Here is a 17,385-nt window from a genome sequence, read left to right as displayed (position 1 = left end):
TTATCGTGCACGGCGTCCACAATCCTTGCCGATCATACGGTTATTTATTGCTCGTTGCCTGACGAGTTTTTCCCTAACCCATTGACTTAATTAGCGCGTATCGGCGCGCCATCGCTTTTGCCTATCGCTGTGATCAAAACGTGTTGTTATCAAAACGTTACATCCTGTTTGTGTTATCTTTAAACAAGACCTCAGTAATTACCCTGTTTTTGACATAAGAAAAATGGAGGAGCTATGTCGTCGAATCTGAAAGATACAAGTATGGATAAGCTGGTTGCGCGCAATAGCGAGTATCACTATTACAGCCTGCCGCGGGCGGCCAAACAGCTCGGGGAGATCGACCGGCTGCCGAAGTCCATGAAAGTACTGTTGGAAAACCTGTTGCGCCATATCGACGGCGATACGGTGCAGGTTGAGGATTTACAAGCGATTGTTGACTGGCAGCGAGCGGGACACGCCGAGCGTGAAATCGCCTACCGGCCGGCGCGCGTGCTGATGCAGGACTTTACCGGCGTGCCGGCGGTGGTCGATCTGGCGGCGATGCGTGAGGCGGTGCAGCGGCTGGGCGGCGATGTTGACCAGGTCAACCCGCTGTCGCCGGTGGATCTGGTGATTGACCATTCGGTAACCGTCGATGAGTTTGGCGACCAGCAGGCGTTCGGCGATAACGTGCGTATTGAAATGCAGCGCAACCACGAACGCTACACCTTTCTGCGCTGGGGACAGCAAGCCTTTAACCGCTTCCGCGTGGTGCCGCCGGGCACCGGGATCTGTCACCAGGTCAACCTTGAATATCTGGGCCAGACGATCTGGCATGAGGAGCAGGACGGCAAACGCATCGCCTATCCGGATACGCTGGTGGGCACCGACTCCCACACCACCATGATTAACGGCCTGGGCATCCTCGGCTGGGGCGTCGGCGGCATCGAAGCGGAAGCGGCGATGCTGGGGCAGCCGGTATCAATGCTGATCCCGGACGTGGTGGGCTTTAAACTGACCGGCAAGCTCAGCGAAGGCATCACCGCCACCGACCTGGTGTTAACCGTCACGCAGATGCTGCGTAAGCACGGCGTGGTCGGCAAGTTCGTTGAGTTTTACGGTGACGGCCTGGCGCAGCTGCCGCTGGCGGATCGCGCCACCATCGCCAACATGTCGCCGGAATACGGCGCTACCTGCGGCTTCTTCCCGGTGGATGAGGTGACGCTCGGCTATCTGAAACTGAGCGGACGCAGCGACGAACAGATCGAACTGGTGGAAAACTACGCCAAAGCGCAGGGCATGTGGCGTCACCCTGGCGATGAGCCGGTGTTCACCAGCTCGCTGGCGCTGGATATGTCGACGGTGGAAACCAGCCTGGCCGGGCCGAAACGGCCGCAGGATCGGGTGGCGCTGTCGGCGGTGCCGCAGGCTTTTCAGGCCTCGACCGAGCTGGAAATCGGCGGGCAGCCGAACAAGGCGGACGCCGTGTCCTTTACGCTGAACGGCGAAACGCACCCGCTCAGCAACGGCGCGGTGGTGATTGCCGCCATCACCTCGTGCACCAATACCTCCAACCCCAGCGTCATGATGGCCGCCGGCCTGCTGGCGAAAAATGCGGTGGAGAAAGGCCTGCAGGTCAAGCCGTGGGTGAAAACCTCGCTGGCGCCGGGTTCCAAGGTGGTGACCGATTATTTCGCCAGCGCCGGGCTGATGCCTTATCTGGAGGAGCTGGGCTTTAACCTGGTGGGCTACGGCTGCACCACCTGCATCGGTAACTCCGGCCCGCTGCCGGAGCCGATCGAGCAGGCGATCAAGAGCGGCGACCTGACCGTCGGCGCGGTGCTGTCCGGCAACCGTAACTTTGAAGGCCGCATCCATCCGCTGGTGAAAACCAACTGGCTGGCGTCGCCGCCGCTGGTGGTCGCCTATGCGCTGGCCGGCAATATGCAGCTGGATCTGGCCAGCGAGGCGCTGGGAGAAGGACGTGACGGCAAGCCGGTGTACCTGAAGGATATCTGGCCGAGCAATACCGATATCGCCAAGGCGGTGGAAGAGGTGCGCACCGAGATGTTCCGCAAGGAATACAGTGAAGTGTTTAACGGTGACGACGACTGGCGGGCGATCGAGGTGACGGCCTCGGCGACCTATGACTGGCAGGAAGACTCCACCTATATCCGCCACCCGCCGTTCTTCAGCACCATGCAGGAAAAACCCGAGCCGGTGCAGGATATCAACAATGCGCGCCTGCTGGCGATCCTGGCGGATTCGGTCACCACCGACCATATCTCGCCGGCGGGCAACATCAAGCATGACAGCCCGGCGGGGCGTTACCTCAGCGAGCACGGGGTGGCGGACAGCGACTTCAACTCCTACGGTTCACGCCGTGGTAACCATGAGGTGATGATGCGCGGCACCTTCGCCAACATCCGCATCCGCAACGAAATGGTGCCGGGGGTGGAAGGCGGCTATACGCGGCATATTCCGTCGCAGGAAGAGATGGCGATTTATGACGCCGCGATGCGTTATCAGCAGGAGCAGGTGCCGCTGGCGGTGGTCGCCGGCAAAGAGTACGGCTCCGGCTCCAGCCGCGACTGGGCGGCGAAAGGGCCGCGCCTGCTGGGGGTACGCGTGGTGATCGCCGAGTCGTTCGAACGGATCCACCGCTCGAACCTGATCGGCATGGGCATTTTACCGCTGGAGTTCCCGCAGGGCGTGACGCGTAAAACGCTGGCGCTGAGCGGGGATGAAAGCATCAGCGTCGGCGGCCTGCAGAGTCTGCAGCCGGGGCAGACGGTGCCGCTGCATATCACCTATGCCGACGGCCGCGAAGAAGTGGTGGATACCCGCTGCCGCATCGATACGCAAACCGAGCTGACCTACTACCAGAACGACGGCATCCTGCACTACGTCATCAGGAAAATGCTGTAATAAAAAAGGGCGCCTGCGGGCGCCCTGATTGTTTATTGGCTGCGGATTACTTCTGGTCCAGCAGATGGCCCATCTTGGCCGCCTTGGTCGCCAGGTAACGCTCGTTTTTCGGGTTGCGGCCGACGATCAGCGGCACTCGCTCAACGATATTGATCCCGGCTTCGCTCAGGATCTCCACCTTTTTCGGGTTATTGGTCAGCAGGCGTACCGCATCCACGCCCAGCAGTTTAAACATGTCCGCACACAGGGTGAAGTCACGTTCGTCCGCCGCGAAGCCCAGCTGGTGGTTGGCTTCCACCGTGTCGGCGCCCTTGTCCTGCAGCGCATAGGCGCGGATTTTGTTCAGCAGGCCGATGTTGCGGCCTTCCTGGCGGTGATACATCAGGATCCCGCGGCCTTCTTCGGCAATATGCTCCAGCGCGGCTTCCAGCTGGAAACCGCAGTCGCAGCGCAGGCTGAACAGGGCGTCGCCGGTCAGACATTCCGAATGTACGCGCGCCAGCACCGGCGTATCGCCGCTGATGTCGCCGAAAACCAACGCCAGATGATCGTGCCCGGTGGCGAGTTCTTCAAAACCCACCATCAGGAAATCGCCCCAAGGTGTCGGCAGTTTAGCCTCTGCCACCCGTTTAAGCTGCATGTTACTCTCCAACACTTTCGATTCAATCGCTGCAACGCATGGTACGTCCGACTTAAACGCCTGACCAGCATTAAACGCGTCGCTGCAGATTCCAATGGCTTATTATCGACTATTCTGCCATAACTTCTTGCCCAGCGGTGCTCAGCAAACCAGCATCCGGCGTCGTGCTCTGCCTATTAATGCAATAGGGGCGTCCCAGGCTCGGCGCCGGCGTCGTTTGCCATGTTCTTGAGATTACAAGATTGTTACACTGCGCTCTGAACCATAACCGGGATGATAAAATGTTTGATATTGCAAAACGCACCGCCGGCGGAACCCTGTTGCTGTTATTAATTCCGTTAGCCGTTTGGCTGACCGGCTGGCAGTGGCAGCCCGGCGGCGATAACGCGCTGCTGAAAGTGATGTTCTGGATGACGGAAACGGTCACCGCGCCGTGGGGCGTGCTGACCAGCGTGCTGCTGTCGGCCTGGTTTTTGTGGTGCCTGCGCTTTCGCCTGAAGCCGGCGATCGGGCTGCTGGTGCTGCTGCTGGCGTCGATTCTGGTGGGCCAGGGGGTCAAATCGCTGATTAAAGAGCAGGTGCAGGAGCCGCGGCCGTTCGTGCTGTGGCTGGAGCGGCAGCACAATATCAGCGAAGAGCATTTTTACTCGCTGAAGCGTAAACAGCGCGCGGCGCTGGTGAAGGAGCAGCTGCAGGATCAGCCGCTGGTGCCGGCGTGGCTGCGCAAGCACTGGCAGTTTGAAACCGGTTTTGCTTTCCCTTCCGGCCATACCACCTTCGCCGCCACCTGGGCCTTGCTGGGCGTCGGCCTGCTGTGGCCGCGCCGGCATTATAAAACCGTGGCGGTGCTGATGGTCTGGGCGGCCGGCGTGATGGCCAGCCGTCTGCTGCTGGGCATGCACTGGCCGCGCGATTTGGCGGTGGCAACCTTAATCAGCGCCTTGCTGGTGGCGATTGCCTGCTGGCTGGCGCAGCGCTGGTTCGGGCCGCTTGCGCCGCCGCCGGAAGAGCAGCGGGAGATCGCCCATCGCAGCCACCGGGAGTAGGCTGCCGTTGTCACAGTGTCACGTTGGCGGCGTCGCCCGTCGCCAACGCCATCCAGCGCCTTCGCCTTGTATTTAAGGCATTCGCCCCCATTTCATTATTAATTCATTATTTTGAGACAGATTCTCATCTGTGGGTTCAATAATGTCATTATTGCCGAATATACCAGCGTCTTTATGTATTTATCGCACGCCAGGGTTTCCCTGCTGCGGCGGGAAATGCTAACTTAATGTATTACGGACGCCACACTTGGGCATAATTCATCCGATAAACTCGGCATCGCGGGAAAGAATGTGAAATATTTACTTATTTTTTTGCTGGTTCTGGTGATCTTCGTTATTTCCGTAACGCTTGGCGCGCAGAACGATCAGGTTGTGACGTTTAATTATCTGGTGGCGCAGGGCGATTACCGGGTATCCACACTTCTGGCGACGCTGTTCGGCGTGGGCTTCGTACTGGGCTGGATTATTTGCGGCCTGTTTTACCTGCGTACGCGCCTTGCCCTGAGCCGCGCCGAGCGGAAAGTGAAAAGGCTGGAGTCGCAGCTGGAAACGCCGGCTGAACCGGTGACTCAGCCCGTTGTCAGCAAGGAATAATCTTCTATGTTAGAGCTGCTGTTTCTGTTGCTGCCCGTGGCTGCCGCCTATGGCTGGTACATGGGGCGCAGAAGTGCTCAGCAGGATAAACAGCAGGAAGCCAACCGTCTGTCGCGTGAATATGTGGCCGGGGTCAACTTCCTGCTTTCCAACCAGCAGGACAAAGCGGTCGATCTGTTCCTCGATATGCTGAAAGAGGACAGCAACACCGTGGAGGCCCACCTGACGTTGGGTAACCTGTTCCGTTCCCGCGGTGAAGTCGACCGCGCAATTCGCATTCACCAGGCGCTGATGGAGAGCTCATCGCTCACCTTTGAGCAGCGCCTGCTGGCGGTGCAGCAGCTGGGGCGCGACTATATGGCCGCCGGGCTGTATGACCGCGCCGAAGACATGTTCAGCCAGCTCACCGATGAGCAGGACTTTCGCCTGGCGGCGCTGCAGCAGCTGCTGGTGATTCATCAGGCAACCAGCGACTGGCAGAAGGCCATCGAAGTGGCCGAGCGTCTGGTCAAGCTGGGTAAAGACAAACAGCGCGGTGAAATCGCGCATTTCTATTGTGAACTGGCGCTGCAGGCGATGGGCAGCGACGATCTCGACAAGGCGATGTCGCTGCTTAAGCGCGCCGCCTCGGCGGACAAACAGTGCGCGCGCGTATCGATCATGGTCGGCCGTATTTATATGGCGCAGGGCGAGTACGCCAAGGCGGTGGAGTCGTTCAAGCGGGTGCTGGATCAGGATAAGGATCTGGTGAGCGAAACCTTGCCGATGCTGCAGGAGTGCTATCAGCATCTGCCGCAGCAGGAGGCCGCCTGGGCCGAGTTCCTCAAGCGCTGCGTAGAGGAAAACTGCGGCGCCACGGCGGAGCTGATGCTGGCCGAGGTGATCGAACAGCATGAAGGGCGCGACGTGGTGCAGGTGTATATCAACCGTCAGCTGCAGCGTCACCCGACCATGCTGGTGTTCTACCGACTGATGGACTATCACCTGGCCGATGCGGAAGACGGCCGCGCGAAGGAGAGCCTGCTGCTGCTGCGCGATATGGTCGGCGAACAGATCCGCACCAAGCCGCGCTACCGCTGCCATAAGTGCGGCTTTACCGCGCACTCGCTCTATTGGCACTGTCCGTCATGCCGCTCCTGGGCATCGGTGAAGCCGATCCGCGGGCTGGATGGTCAATAAAAAACGGGGCGAATCTTTCGCCCCGTTTTTGTCAGGTTCGCCTATTTCTTCTTGCCGTTTTTCCCGTTGACCTTCAGCAGCTGACGCAGCTTTCTCAACTCTTTCTGGCTCAACGGCGCTTCCACCACTTCTGCGGTTTCTGAGCTGTCGATCTCAACCGCCTTGCTCTGCCCGGCGGCCGGTGCGGCGAAGCTGTCCGTCAGACGCCGGCAGACTTGCGCGCTCAGCGAGCATTCGCCGGTCATCGCCGCCGCTCTGACTTTTTCTTTCAGTTCAAGAGGGATTTTTATCGTTAGGGTAGATAGCTCGCTCATGTGACAGCCTTGTATGAGATAGGGAGGCTTCACGCTAATCCAGCCCGGTGACGCCGTCTAGTGCGTCACAAAAATTTAATATTGGCGCGGTGGAGGCAAGGCGGCGGCAGAGCCAAAAAGTATGGCCCAGATGCCCAGACATCGTGCAGTTGACGCCTTGCGGCTGGGATTTCCGGCGGTCGGCATGTAGAATGCGGCGTGCCGTTTTTGCTGGTTCGCCCCGCGGAGTGCTCAGGGGGCAGGTTGATGTCCATTTTACAAAGGGTAAAAGCAATGAGTTCTGAAAGTAACGTTAATAACAATGGTTTAAAATCATCTCCAATCGTTGTTGCGCTGGATTATGCCGATAAGAACGCCGCGTTAGCCTTTGTCGACCGCATCGACCCGCAAGACTGCCGCCTGAAAGTGGGCAAAGAGATGTTTACCCTGTTTGGCCCACAGCTGGTGCGCGATCTGCATCAGCGCGGCTTTGACGTGTTCCTCGATTTAAAATTCCACGATATTCCCAACACCACGGCGCATGCGGTGGCGGCGGCGGCGGAGCTGGGCGTATGGATGGTTAACGTCCACGCCAGCGGCGGCGCGCGTATGATGAACGCGGCAAAAGAGGCGCTGCTGCCGTATGGCAATGAGGCGCCGCTGCTGATTGCCGTCACGGTGCTCACCAGCATGGAGGCGGAAGACCTGCGCGCCATCGGCATCGACATCAGCCCGGCGGAGCAGGCGGAACGTCTGGCGCGCCTGACGCGCGACTGCGGCCTGGACGGCGTGGTGTGCTCCGCACAGGAAGCGCAGCGACTGAAGGCCGCCTGCGGCAGCCAGTTCCAGCTGGTCACGCCGGGCATTCGCCCGCAGGGCAGCGCGACAGGCGATCAGCGCCGCGTGATGACGCCGGTTGAGGCGCAGGCCGCCGGCGTTGACTATATGGTGATCGGCCGCCCGATTACCCAATCTGCCGATCCGGCCGCCACGCTGGCCGCTATCCGCGCGTCACTGCGCTAATTCGGAGGCTGAGGATGAAAGACAGCAACAGCCGGCTGGTGTACTCCACCGACGGCGGCCGGGTAAAGGAAGAAGAGGCTAAACCGCAGCGTCCGCGCGGCGATGGTATCGTACGCATTCAGCGCCAGACCAGCGGCCGCAAGGGCAAGGGCGTGTGTCTGATATCCGGCCTCGATCTGGACGACGGTGCGCTGGATAAACTGGCGGCGGAGCTGAAGAAGAAGTGCGGCTGCGGCGGTTCGGTCAAAGACGGCGTCATCGAGATTCAGGGCGACAAGCGTGATTTGCTCAAACAGCTGCTGGAAGCCAAAGGTATGAAGGTCAAACTGGCGGGCGGTTAAGCGTTTTAATAGCCATGCCGCGTGATGCAATGCGGCATGGCCGATCGTATGTTTGGGCGGTGAACCCGGTGACTGCAGGAAAAGCCACAGACAAATAAAGCGACCTGAAATTATTTTTTTTTGTTATCTACAACCTTGCCGCTTTTGCCGGTTTACCGGCAGCGGTCTTTGCCATCCGTCGGGTTATTTCCCAACCTGATGACCGATGATCCCACCTACTGCCGCACCGCCCAGCGTGCCTAACGCGCTGCCGTCGGTCAGTACTGCGCCGCCGACTGCACCGGCGCCGGCGCCGATCGCGGTGTTACGGTCACGTTTGGACATGTTGGAGCAGGCGCTCAGCGAAAATGCCAGCGTAATCGCCAGAGCGGCGGTAGCAAAACGTTTATTAATGATCATCATAATGACTTCTCCTTAGCATGGGCTATATGGAAGTGCCTTAAGTAAGTATATACCCGTTATACTTCAAGTCACGGGGGCGTTGGCTGCGCTCAGTCACCCGAATCACTGACTCGTGTAAGCTCATCGGGATTCCTTCCCTTGCCGCCTACCCGTAACTCGAATTATTTAGGCTATACCCTGTCACTTTCCTGCCGCATTTTTTGTTGCCGCAGGTGACGCAAGGGACCGGGAACAGGCGAAAACCCTACATCAAGCCCGCTATTCACACCCATACAGTAGCAAATAAACCGCCGGCGCCAGGCCTGCGGATAAAACTACGGCAAACTGCGCCGCAGCATTTAAGTATAAATAGTTACATTTCCATTTGCAGGTAAATATTCTGAAATCACTGCGAATGATCCGGTCTTAGCCGGCCGCCGCTGCGCGAGCGCACGCTTTGCCAGCGGCAGCAGAAAGCTGCCTGTCTTTAGCCAATTTGCCTATACCCGTTGCCGCCGACGCCTTCGACAATAGCGGCAAAGCCGGTGAATTGAGGAAAGACGATGCTTAACGCGTTAAAACAGCAGGTTCTGGAGGCGAATCTGGCGCTGCCGCGCCACCGCCTGGTGACGTTTACCTGGGGCAACGTCAGCGGCGTGGATCGTCAGGCGGGGCTGATGGTGATAAAACCGTCCGGCGTCGAGTATGAGGCGCTGTCGCTGGAAGATATGGTGGTGGTGGAGCTGGAGAGCGGCAAGGTGGTGGAGGGCGGTAAGAAACCGTCATCCGATACCGAAACCCACCGCGCGCTGTACCTGAATTTTGACGGCGTCGGCGGCGTGGTGCATACCCATTCCCGCCATGCCACCATCTGGGCGCAGGCCGGTCTGGATCTGCCCGCCTGGGGCACCACGCATGCCGATTACTTCTACGGCGAGATTCCCTGCACCCGTAAAATGCACGACGCCGAGATTGCCGGGCGTTATGAGTGGGAAACCGGCCAGGTGATCGTGGAAACCTTCCGCCAGCGTCAGCTGGACGCCGCCGCGCTGCCGGCGGTGCTGGTGCATTCGCACGGCCCCTTTGTCTGGGGGACGGACGCCGCCAATGCGCTGCATAACGCCGTGGTGCTGGAGGAGATCGCCTATATGGGCATTTTCTCGCGTCAGCTGTCGCCCGGGCTGCCGCCGATGCAGCAGACCCTGCTGGATAAGCACTACCTGCGCAAACACGGCAAGCATGCCTACTACGGCCAGTAAGCGCGCCGGGCGCTATTCGCCCACCATATCGAGCTGCAGACCCTGACGCTGCAGTAACTGCTGATAGTCCGGCGGCAGCCGCGTGTCGGTGATCACCCGGCTGATTTGCTGCGGCGTCGCCAGCGGGTTGGGCTGTATCTGGCCGAATTTGGAGGCGTCGGTCAGCACGATATTTTCCACCCCCTTCGCCAGCACCGCGTTGACCACGTCGGCGCGCATCATGTCGCGGCCGGTAAAACCGGTATCGGCGTGATAGCCGTCGATGCCGATAAACGCCTTGCTGAAATGCACCTGCTGAATGCACAGCCGCGTCAGCGGGCCGACCACGGTTTCGCTCTGCTTCTGATACATGCCGCCGAGGACAATCACCTCACAGTCGCTCTCTTTCAGCAGATGGGCGATGTAATGGCTGACGGTAATCAGCGTGATCTGCCGGCGTTCCGCCAGGTAGCGGGCCAGCAGGGCGTTGGCGCTGCCGCTTTCGATAAAGATGGTGTCGCCGTCGTTGACCAGCGACGCGGCGTAGCGCGCCAGCTGCTGCTTCAGCGTGAAGTTGGACATCATGCGGGCGTCGACGTCATCACTTTCCAGCGCAACGGCGGCGCCGTGGATGCGCTTGAGGTAGCTGCGTTTTTCCAACAGATTCAGATCCTGCCGGATGGTGACTTCCGAAACGCCCGATGCGCGCGCCAGTTCGCTGACGCTGATGCGGCGTCGCTCGTTGACCCATTGCAAAATGCTCTGTTGTCTTGCGTTCATAGGTTCCTGATGGGGCGGAGTGCGCCTGTTTTCAACGAGATAGTCGATGCGGCAGATAATAACACGCCGCGCCGGCGCGGCAATGCGCTAAAGCCCTGCGCATCGTCAGCGGCGGGCTTTTGGTTTAGCATAGGGCCAACGGTGTTTGAATCAGCAGATAACGATGCAGGAGTCCGACATGGAAATTTACCTCGATAGCGCGGATGTCACGGCGGTAAAACGTCTGGCGCGGGTGTTACCGTTACAGGGCGTCACCACCAACCCGAGCATAGTCGCCAAAGAGGGCAAGCCGCTCTGGGAAGTGCTGCCGGCGCTGCGCGATGCGCTGGGGGGCACCGGCAAGCTGTTTGCCCAGGTGATGGCGAACGACGCGGAGCGGATGGTGGCGGAAGCGGTGCTGCTGAACCAGCGCGTGCCGGGACTGATAGTGAAGATCCCGGCGACGGGCGAAGGGCTGGCGGCGATGAAAAAGCTGCAGTCGATGTCGATCCCGACGCTGGGTACGGCGGTATACGGCGCCACGCAGGGGCTGCTGGCGGCGCTGTCCGGCGCCGAGTATGTTGCGCCCTACGTCAATCGCGTCGATGCGCAGGGCGGTGATGCGCTGGCTATGGTGCGGGAGCTGCAGCAGCTGCTGACGCTGCATGCGCCGCAGGCCAAGGTGCTGGCCGCCAGCTTTAAAACGCCGCGTCAGGTGCTGGCATGCATGCTGGCAGGCTGCCGCGCGGTCACCTTGCCGGTTGAGGTGGCTGAACAGCTGATCGCCACGCCGGCGGTGGATGCCGCGCTGGCGACGTTTGAGCAGGACTGGCAGGCGGCGTTCGGCACAACGCTACTAAGCTGAGCACGGCGGCGTTTCACCATCAGGCGGCAGAAGCCGCCTCAGACTGCTGACAAAGCCTGTTATTAGGGAGAGCGTGGCGATGGGGTCGTAGCGGCATTAGCCGCCGGACAAATTTGCCGGGAGCAAATTTGAACAACCGCCAGGTTGGCCCGTAGGGTGGGACGCAGGGATGCGTCCCATAATGCCCCTCGTTACGCTAGGCCCGGGTATCTCGGGTCATCAGACAACTTTGTCATCAACCTCAGGCGGCAGAAGCCGCCTTTTTTGTGCGCTGCGTTTTATTTTAGAATGGCCGACCTTTAAAAATAAAACAACGTTTTAATTTTATGCATGCGATCACTTTTATTCGCGTTATGAACCGTTAGCGTGGATGCTCCAATCGTTTTACCGCGGCCCGGGAAGGCGGCAGTCGACGATGCGTTGCTATAACCAGTTGATCCAGACGGAGTGAGTGATGCAGATAAAACGTGCGATAGACAAGATCCCGGGCGGCATGATGTTGGTGCCGCTGTTCATCGGTGCGGCGTGCCACACCTTTGCGCCGGGGGCAGGAAAATATTTCGGTTCATTTACCAACGGGTTGATGTCCGGCACGGTGCCGATCCTGGCGGTATGGTTCTTCTGTATGGGGGCGGCGATCAAACTGAGCGCCACCGGCACCGTCTTGCGTAAATCCGGCACGCTGGTGGTGACCAAGATTGCTGTGGCCTGGGTGGTGGCGGCGCTGGCGTCGCGTCTGCTGCCGGAGCATGGGGTGGAAGCCGGTTTCTTCGCCGGGCTGTCGACCCTGGCGCTGGTGGCGGCGATGGATATGACCAACGGCGGCCTGTATGCCTCGATCATGCAGCAGTACGGCAGCAAGGAGGAGGCCGGGGCGTTTGTGCTGATGTCGCTGGAGTCCGGGCCGCTGATGACCATGATTATTCTCGGCACCGCCGGCGTCGCCTCGTTCGAGCCTCAGGTGTTTATCGGCGCGGTGCTGCCGTTCCTGGTGGGTTTTGTGCTGGGTAACCTCGACCCGGAACTGCGTGATTTGTTCGGCAAGGCGGTGCAGACGCTGATCCCATTTTTTGCCTTTGCGCTGGGCAACACCATCGATCTGAGCGTCATCGCCCAGACCGGGCTGCTGGGGATTCTGCTGGGCGTTGCGGTGATCGTGGTTACCGGCATTCCGCTGATCGTCGCCGACCGGCTGATCGGCGGCGGTGACGGCACCGCCGGCGTGGCGGCCTCAAGTTCGGCCGGCGCCGCCGTGGCGACCCCGGTGCTGATTGCCGAAATGGTGCCGCAGTTCAAACCGGCGGCGCCGGCGGCGACCGCGCTGGTGGCGACCTCGGTGATTGTCACTTCGATTCTGGTGCCGATCGTGACCGCCGTCTGGTCGCGGCGGGTGAAGGCCAGGGAGGCGATGCGGGAACAGATCTCGCTGGTGAAGTGAGCGCCCGGCGTCCGCCGGGCGGGACAGCGCGGCCCTGAGTGGGGCCGCAGCCTCAGCGCATTACCGGCGGTTCAGTTGGTAATACACCTCGTTCCAGCGCAGCGCATCCTTAAAGGCCGGCAGCGTCGTCTCATTATCAATCAGCAGAAACTCAATATTGTGCATCTCCGCATACAGCCGCAGATAGTCGGCATTCAGCGCCTGTGAGAACACCGTATGGTGTGCGCCGCCGCCGAGGATCCAGGCTTCGGCGGCGGTGGCGAGCGACGGCTGCGCCCGCCAGATGGCGCGCGCCACCGGCAGCTTCGGCAGCGGATGCGGCTGTTCAACGGTATCAACCTGATTCACCAGCAGGCGGAAGCGATCGCCCATATCGATCAGGCTGGCGTTTACCGCCGGCCCCGCCGGGGTGGAGAAAATCAGCCGCGCCGGGTCGGCCTTGCCGCCGATGCCGAGCGGCTGTACGTCCAGCAGCGGCTTTTGTTCGGCGATCGACGGGCAGACCTCCAGCATATGAGAGCCGATCACCAAATCATTGCCCGGCTGGAAGTGATAGGTGTAATCCTCCATAAACGAGGTGCCGCCTTCCAGGCCGCTGGCCATCACCTTCAGAATGCGCAGCAGCGCGGCGGTCTTCCAGTCGCCTTCGCCGCCGAAGCCGTAGCCTTGCTGCATCAGACGCTGTACCGCCAGCCCCGGCAGCTGCTGCATGCCGTGCAGGTCTTCGAAGTTGGTGGTGAAGGCGTGATAGCCGCCCTGTTGCAGGAAGCGTTGCATCCCCAGTTCGATGCGCGCGGCGTCCAGCAGGTTCTGCCGTTTGGCGCCGTGCAGGGCGACCGCGTCGCTCAGCGTGTAGCTGGCTTCATAGTCGTCGATCAGCGCATCCACCTCGCCGCTGCCGACCTCATTAATCACGCTGACCAGATCGCCGATGCCGTAGGCGTTAACCTCATAGCCGAACTGAATCTGCGCGCCGACCTTGTCGCCCTCGGTGACGGCCACCTGGCGCATATTGTCGCCGAAGCGCGCCACCTTCAGCTGCCGGCTCTCCTGACGCGCGACGGCGACGCGCATCCACTGTGCAATGCGCTGCTGGGCCTGCCGATCCTGCCAATGGCCGGTGATAACGCTGTGCTGCTGACGCATGCGCGCGCCGATAAAACCGAACTCGCGGCCGCCGTGCGCGGTCTGGTTCAGGTTCATAAAGTCCATATCCATACTGTCCCACGGCACGGCGGCGTTGAACTGGGTATGGAACTGCAGCAGCGGCTTGCTGAGAACCGACAGGCCGGCGATCCACATCTTGGCCGGCGAGAAGGTGTGCAGCCAGGTGATAATGCCGATACACGCCGGCTGATAGTTGGCGTCGCGGCAGACGGCGCTGATTTCATCCGGCGTGGTGACCAGCGGCTTGAGCACCAGTTTGACCGGCAGGCCGGCCTCCTGATTAAGGCCGTTAACCACCTGTTCGGCGTGTTGTTTCACCTGCTGCAGGGTTTGCGGGCCATACAGATGCTGGCTGCCGATGACAAACCAGACTTCGCGTTGTGTAAATACGTCCATCAGAAACTCCAGGTCGATTGGCGGTTATTGGGCGTGGTCAGTACTCGGCGCGGCATAGCGCGGTTCGGCGGCCTGACACCACTGTTGATAGCGTTGATAAAGCTGTTGGTAGCGCGCTACGCGCTGCGGGTCGGGCTGCAGGGTGCGCTCCAGACCGCAGGCCATATGGCGCTGCGCCGTCGGGATATCGGCGTGCCGGCCGGCGGCGACGGCGGCGAAAATCGCCGCCCCCAGCGCGCAGCACTGATCGGAGGCGACAATCTGCAGCGGGCGGTTCATCACGTCGGCGCAGGCCTGCATGATGGTCGGCGATTTACGCGCGATGCCGCCCAGCGCCAGCACGTTCTCCACCGGAATATCCTGCTGCTCAAAGCACTCCATAATGGCGCGCGCGCCGAAGGCGGTGGCGGCGACCAGGCCGCCGAACAGCGTCGGGGCGTCGGTGCCGAGATTAAGATCGCCGATCACTCCCTGCAGGCGCTGATTGGCGTACGGCGTGCGGCGGCCGTTGAACCAGTCCAGCACCACCGGCAGATGTTCCAGCGAGGGATTGGCGGCCCAGGCGTCGGTCAGCGTTGTCAGCAGCTGCTGCTCAATCTGCGCCAGCTGCGGCTGCAGTTCCGGCCGGCTGCGGGCGGCTTCGCGCAGCGGCCAACTGAGCAGGCGGCCGAACCAGGCGTACATATCGCCGAACGCCGACTGGCCCGCCTCCATGCCGATCAGGCCGGGCACCACGCTGCCGTCGACCTGGCCGCAGATGCCGGCGATCGCCCGCGTGCCGACGCGCTGGCGCTCGGCCAGCAAAATGTCGCAGGTGGAAGTGCCAATCACTTTGACCAGCGTATGAGGGCGGGCACCGGCGCCGACCGCGCCCATATGGCAGTCGAACGCGCCGCCGGACAGCACCACCTGCGGCGACAGGCCGAGCCGCTGCGCCCACTCGGCGCTCAGCGTGCCGACCGGCTGCTCGGCGGTCTGGCTGGCCTCAAACAGCGGATAGGGCAGATCGTCGACCAGCAGCGGATCCAGCGCGGCGAAGAACGCCCGCGGCGGCAGTCCGCCCCAGTCCGGATGCCACAGCGTCTTGTGGCCGACGCTGCAGCGGCCGCGCATCAGCCGCTGCGGCGCCGTGGTGCCGGACAACAGCGCCGGCACCCAGTCGCACAGTTCCACCCAGGAGACCGCCGCCCGGCGCACCGCCGCATCCTGACGCGAGACGTGCAGGATCTTGGCCCAGAACCACTCGGATGAGTACACGCCGCCGATATAGCGGGTGTAATCGGTAAACTCGCCGCTGCGGCACAGGCGGTTGATCGCTTCCGCTTCATCGATCGCCGTATGGTCCTTCCACAGCACAAACATGGCGTTCGGGTTATCGGCGAACTCCGGCTGCAGCGCCAGCACCTGGCCGTGCTCATCGATCGGCGCCGGGGTGGAGCCGGTGGAGTCGACGCCGATGCCGACCACGCTCTGGCGCTGATGCGGCGTCATGCGCTGCACCAGCGCGACGATCGCCTGTTCCATGGCGTCAATATAGTCGCGCGGATGATGGCGGAACTGATTCTGCGCCGCGTCGCAGTAGTCGCCGCGCTGCCAGCGCGGGTAGTAGGCCACTTCGGTATCCAGTTCTTCGCCGCTGCGGCAATCCACCGCCAATACGCGCACCGAGTCGCTGCCGAAGTCCAGTCCCAGGGCGATTGCGTCTGCCGTCATGATAGAGACTCCTGATTAAAAAGGACGGCTATCACCATAAGAGCGCGCCGGGCGGGGCGATGAGGATACGTTGGCTGGATGTATGCACAATTCTGCTTCCCGCAGCGATTTTGTGATGGCTATCAAAAGTTGGCGGCAGACCGAATTGGCTAAATATATGGACTTACCTGCTGTTATCTCTGGATGTGATAGCGCTCTACATTTAATTAACAAATAACCGCTAAAACTTACCCGGTCTGCATGCCGACGTCGGGCAGGGCGCGCCAATAAGCGCCTTACCGACACGGTAACCGAACATACCCTAATGAGAACGTTTTCACTGCGCGAGATTTTCAGCGCCGGGGAGAACCACACAGCGGAGAGCACTATGCATAAATTCACTAAGGCGCTGGCGGCGATAGGACTGGCGGCGGTTATGTCACAATCAGCTATTGCCGAAACCATGAAACTGGGTTTTCTGGTCAAGCAGCCGGAGGAGCCGTGGTTCCAGACCGAATGGAAATTTGCCGATAAGGCCGGCAAAGACCTGGGCTTCGAGGTGATAAAAATCGCGGTGCCGGACGGCGAGAAAACCCTGAACGCCATCGACAGCCTGGCCGCCAGCGGCGCCAAGGGATTTGTCATCTGTACGCCGGATCCGAAACTCGGTTCGGCGATCGTCGCCAAGGCGCGCAGCTATGACCTGAAAGTGATCGCCGTCGACGATCAGTTTGTGACCGCCAAAGGCAAGCCGATGGACAGCGTGCCGCTGGTGATGATGGCCGCCAGTAAAATCGGCGAACGTCAGGGGCAGGAGCTGTGGAAGGAGATGAACAAGCGCGGCTGGAACGCGGCGGAGACCGGCGTGATGGCGATTACCGCCAATGAGCTGGATACCGCGCGCCGCCGCACCACCGGCTCGATGGACGCGCTGAAGGCCGCCGGCTTCCCGGAAAAGCAGATCTATCAGGTGCCCACCAAATCCAACGATATTCCCGGCGCCTTTGACGCCGCCAACTCCATGCTGGTGCAGCATCCGAACGTGAAACACTGGCTGATTATCGGCATGAACGACAACACCGTGCTGGGCGGCGTGCGCGCCACCGAAGGCCAGGGCTTCAAGGCGGCGGACGTGATCGGCATCGGCATCAACGGCGTTGATGCGGTCAGCGAACTGTCCAAGGCGCAGGCCACCGGCTTCTACGGCTCGCTGCTGCCAAGCCCGGATATTCACGGCTACAAGAGCATCCAGATGCTGCATGACTGGGTGGCGAAAGATGTCGAACCGCAGAAATTTACCGAAGTGACCGACGTGGTGCTGATCACCCGCGACAACTTTAAAACCGAACTGCAGAAAAAAGGCCTGATGTAACCCCTGAGCCGTCCGGCCTGCGCCGGGCGGCGTGTTTTCGCAAGCCATGAGGAA

16 protein-coding genes are annotated in these 17,385 nt (G+C 60.8%); 10 read left to right on the top strand and 6 right to left on the bottom strand.

The window, feature by feature from the left end; all coding sequences use genetic code 11:
* Positions 1-234 precede the first annotated feature (234 nt).
* Positions 235-2,907 (top strand): aconitate hydratase AcnA, encoded by a 2,673-nt coding sequence (acnA, locus tag I6G83_RS19425; RefSeq protein WP_054307367.1) that lies wholly within the window; start codon positions 235-237, stop codon positions 2,905-2,907.
* A gap of 46 nt (positions 2,908-2,953) precedes the next feature.
* Here acnA and ribA read toward each other — a convergent pair whose 3' ends face one another.
* Entirely contained in the window at positions 2,954-3,547 is a 594-nt protein-coding gene (gene ribA, locus I6G83_RS19420) for a GTP cyclohydrolase II (protein WP_015672507.1), read from the bottom strand.
* A 281-nt stretch (positions 3,548-3,828) separates the two neighbouring features.
* Here ribA and pgpB point away from each other — a divergent pair, with 281 nt between their 5' ends.
* The 3 genes from pgpB to lapB all read left to right on the top strand — a co-directional run bounded on the left by pgpB (position 3,829) and on the right by lapB (position 6,366).
* A complete protein-coding gene (pgpB, locus tag I6G83_RS19415; RefSeq protein WP_054307375.1) occupies positions 3,829-4,593 on the top strand; it encodes a phosphatidylglycerophosphatase B in 765 nt (254 codons plus the stop codon).
* Positions 4,594-4,884: 291 nt separating this feature from the next.
* Complete coding sequence (locus tag I6G83_RS19410; RefSeq protein WP_054307366.1) at positions 4,885-5,187, top strand: LapA family protein; 303 nt, start codon at positions 4,885-4,887, stop codon at positions 5,185-5,187.
* A 6-nt stretch (positions 5,188-5,193) separates the two neighbouring features.
* A complete protein-coding gene (lapB, locus tag I6G83_RS19405; RefSeq protein WP_054307365.1) occupies positions 5,194-6,366 on the top strand; it encodes a lipopolysaccharide assembly protein LapB in 1,173 nt (390 codons plus the stop codon).
* A gap of 41 nt (positions 6,367-6,407) precedes the next feature.
* On the opposite strand, the gene I6G83_RS19400 is transcribed toward lapB, so the two are convergent.
* Positions 6,408-6,680 (bottom strand): hypothetical protein, encoded by a 273-nt coding sequence (locus I6G83_RS19400; protein WP_054307364.1) that lies wholly within the window; start codon positions 6,678-6,680, stop codon positions 6,408-6,410.
* A 273-nt stretch (positions 6,681-6,953) separates the two neighbouring features.
* Between I6G83_RS19400 and pyrF the strand changes: the two genes are divergently transcribed.
* Both pyrF and yciH read left to right on the top strand, forming a co-directional pair.
* Positions 6,954-7,682, top strand: coding sequence for an orotidine-5'-phosphate decarboxylase (pyrF, locus tag I6G83_RS19395; RefSeq protein ID WP_171020738.1), 729 nt, complete (start codon positions 6,954-6,956; stop codon positions 7,680-7,682).
* 14 nt (positions 7,683-7,696) lie between these two features.
* Complete coding sequence (gene yciH, locus I6G83_RS19390) at positions 7,697-8,023, top strand: stress response translation initiation inhibitor YciH (protein ID WP_054307362.1); 327 nt, start codon at positions 7,697-7,699, stop codon at positions 8,021-8,023.
* A gap of 183 nt (positions 8,024-8,206) precedes the next feature.
* On the opposite strand, the gene osmB is transcribed toward yciH, so the two are convergent.
* Positions 8,207-8,425 (bottom strand): osmotically-inducible lipoprotein OsmB, encoded by a 219-nt coding sequence (gene osmB / locus I6G83_RS19385; protein ID WP_015672500.1) that lies wholly within the window; start codon positions 8,423-8,425, stop codon positions 8,207-8,209.
* 542 nt (positions 8,426-8,967) lie between these two features.
* Between osmB and araD the strand changes: the two genes are divergently transcribed.
* A complete protein-coding gene (gene araD / locus I6G83_RS19380) occupies positions 8,968-9,663 on the top strand; it encodes an L-ribulose-5-phosphate 4-epimerase (RefSeq protein ID WP_054307408.1) in 696 nt (231 codons plus the stop codon).
* Between the two features lie 12 nt (positions 9,664-9,675).
* On the opposite strand, the gene I6G83_RS19375 is transcribed toward araD, so the two are convergent.
* Positions 9,676-10,422 carry a DeoR/GlpR family DNA-binding transcription regulator gene (locus tag I6G83_RS19375; protein ID WP_054307409.1) on the bottom strand — a complete coding sequence of 249 codons (747 nt, stop codon included), beginning with the start codon at positions 10,420-10,422 and terminating at the stop codon, positions 9,676-9,678.
* Positions 10,423-10,600: 178 nt separating this feature from the next.
* On the opposite strand from I6G83_RS19375, the gene fsa reads away from it, so the two are divergent.
* Entirely contained in the window at positions 10,601-11,266 is a 666-nt protein-coding gene (gene fsa / locus I6G83_RS19370; protein WP_015672497.1) for a fructose-6-phosphate aldolase, read from the top strand.
* Between the two features lie 454 nt (positions 11,267-11,720).
* Positions 11,721-12,704, top strand: a complete 984-nt coding sequence (gene kdgT, locus I6G83_RS19365; RefSeq protein ID WP_054307041.1) for a 2-keto-3-deoxygluconate transporter — start codon at positions 11,721-11,723, stop codon at positions 12,702-12,704.
* A gap of 60 nt (positions 12,705-12,764) precedes the next feature.
* On the opposite strand, the gene araA is transcribed toward kdgT, so the two are convergent.
* Complete coding sequence (gene araA / locus I6G83_RS19360) at positions 12,765-14,267, bottom strand: L-arabinose isomerase (RefSeq protein ID WP_054307042.1); 1,503 nt, start codon at positions 14,265-14,267, stop codon at positions 12,765-12,767.
* Between the two features lie 24 nt (positions 14,268-14,291).
* Positions 14,292-15,980, bottom strand: a complete 1,689-nt coding sequence (locus tag I6G83_RS19355; protein ID WP_054307043.1) for a ribulokinase — start codon at positions 15,978-15,980, stop codon at positions 14,292-14,294.
* Positions 15,981-16,347: 367 nt separating this feature from the next.
* Between I6G83_RS19355 and I6G83_RS19350 the strand changes: the two genes are divergently transcribed.
* Complete coding sequence (locus I6G83_RS19350) at positions 16,348-17,331, top strand: arabinose ABC transporter substrate-binding protein (protein WP_054307044.1); 984 nt, start codon at positions 16,348-16,350, stop codon at positions 17,329-17,331.
* Positions 17,332-17,385 lie beyond the last annotated feature (54 nt).

Source organism: Serratia rubidaea (assembly GCF_016026735.1).
Taxonomy (GTDB): domain Bacteria; phylum Pseudomonadota; class Gammaproteobacteria; order Enterobacterales; family Enterobacteriaceae; genus Serratia_B; species Serratia_B rubidaea.
Note: the sequence above shows the minus strand (reverse complement) of the source record. Positions and strands in the feature narration are given on the sequence as shown.

Excerpts from the sequence above, each read along its gene's own strand:
- fsa (WP_015672497.1), top strand. The coding sequence starts at position 10,601 with ATGGAAATTTACCTCGATAGCGCGGATGTCACGGCGGTAAAACGTCTG.
- I6G83_RS19400 (WP_054307364.1), bottom strand. The coding sequence starts at position 6,680 with ATGAGCGAGCTATCTACCCTAACGATAAAAATCCCTCTTGAACTGAAA.
- I6G83_RS19375 (WP_054307409.1), bottom strand. The coding sequence starts at position 10,422 with ATGAACGCAAGACAACAGAGCATTTTGCAATGGGTCAACGAGCGACGC.
- ribA (WP_015672507.1), bottom strand. The coding sequence starts at position 3,547 with ATGCAGCTTAAACGGGTGGCAGAGGCTAAACTGCCGACACCTTGGGGC.
- pyrF (WP_171020738.1), top strand. The coding sequence starts at position 6,954 with ATGAGTTCTGAAAGTAACGTTAATAACAATGGTTTAAAATCATCTCCA.
- pgpB (WP_054307375.1), top strand. The coding sequence starts at position 3,829 with ATGTTTGATATTGCAAAACGCACCGCCGGCGGAACCCTGTTGCTGTTA.
- acnA (WP_054307367.1), top strand. The coding sequence starts at position 235 with ATGTCGTCGAATCTGAAAGATACAAGTATGGATAAGCTGGTTGCGCGC.
- osmB (WP_015672500.1), bottom strand. The coding sequence starts at position 8,425 with ATGATGATCATTAATAAACGTTTTGCTACCGCCGCTCTGGCGATTACG.
- araA (WP_054307042.1), bottom strand. The coding sequence starts at position 14,267 with ATGGACGTATTTACACAACGCGAAGTCTGGTTTGTCATCGGCAGCCAG.
- I6G83_RS19350 (WP_054307044.1), top strand. The coding sequence starts at position 16,348 with ATGCATAAATTCACTAAGGCGCTGGCGGCGATAGGACTGGCGGCGGTT.
- araD (WP_054307408.1), top strand. The coding sequence starts at position 8,968 with ATGCTTAACGCGTTAAAACAGCAGGTTCTGGAGGCGAATCTGGCGCTG.
- yciH (WP_054307362.1), top strand. The coding sequence starts at position 7,697 with ATGAAAGACAGCAACAGCCGGCTGGTGTACTCCACCGACGGCGGCCGG.
- I6G83_RS19355 (WP_054307043.1), bottom strand. The coding sequence starts at position 15,980 with ATGACGGCAGACGCAATCGCCCTGGGACTGGACTTCGGCAGCGACTCG.
- lapB (WP_054307365.1), top strand. The coding sequence starts at position 5,194 with ATGTTAGAGCTGCTGTTTCTGTTGCTGCCCGTGGCTGCCGCCTATGGC.
- kdgT (WP_054307041.1), top strand. The coding sequence starts at position 11,721 with ATGCAGATAAAACGTGCGATAGACAAGATCCCGGGCGGCATGATGTTG.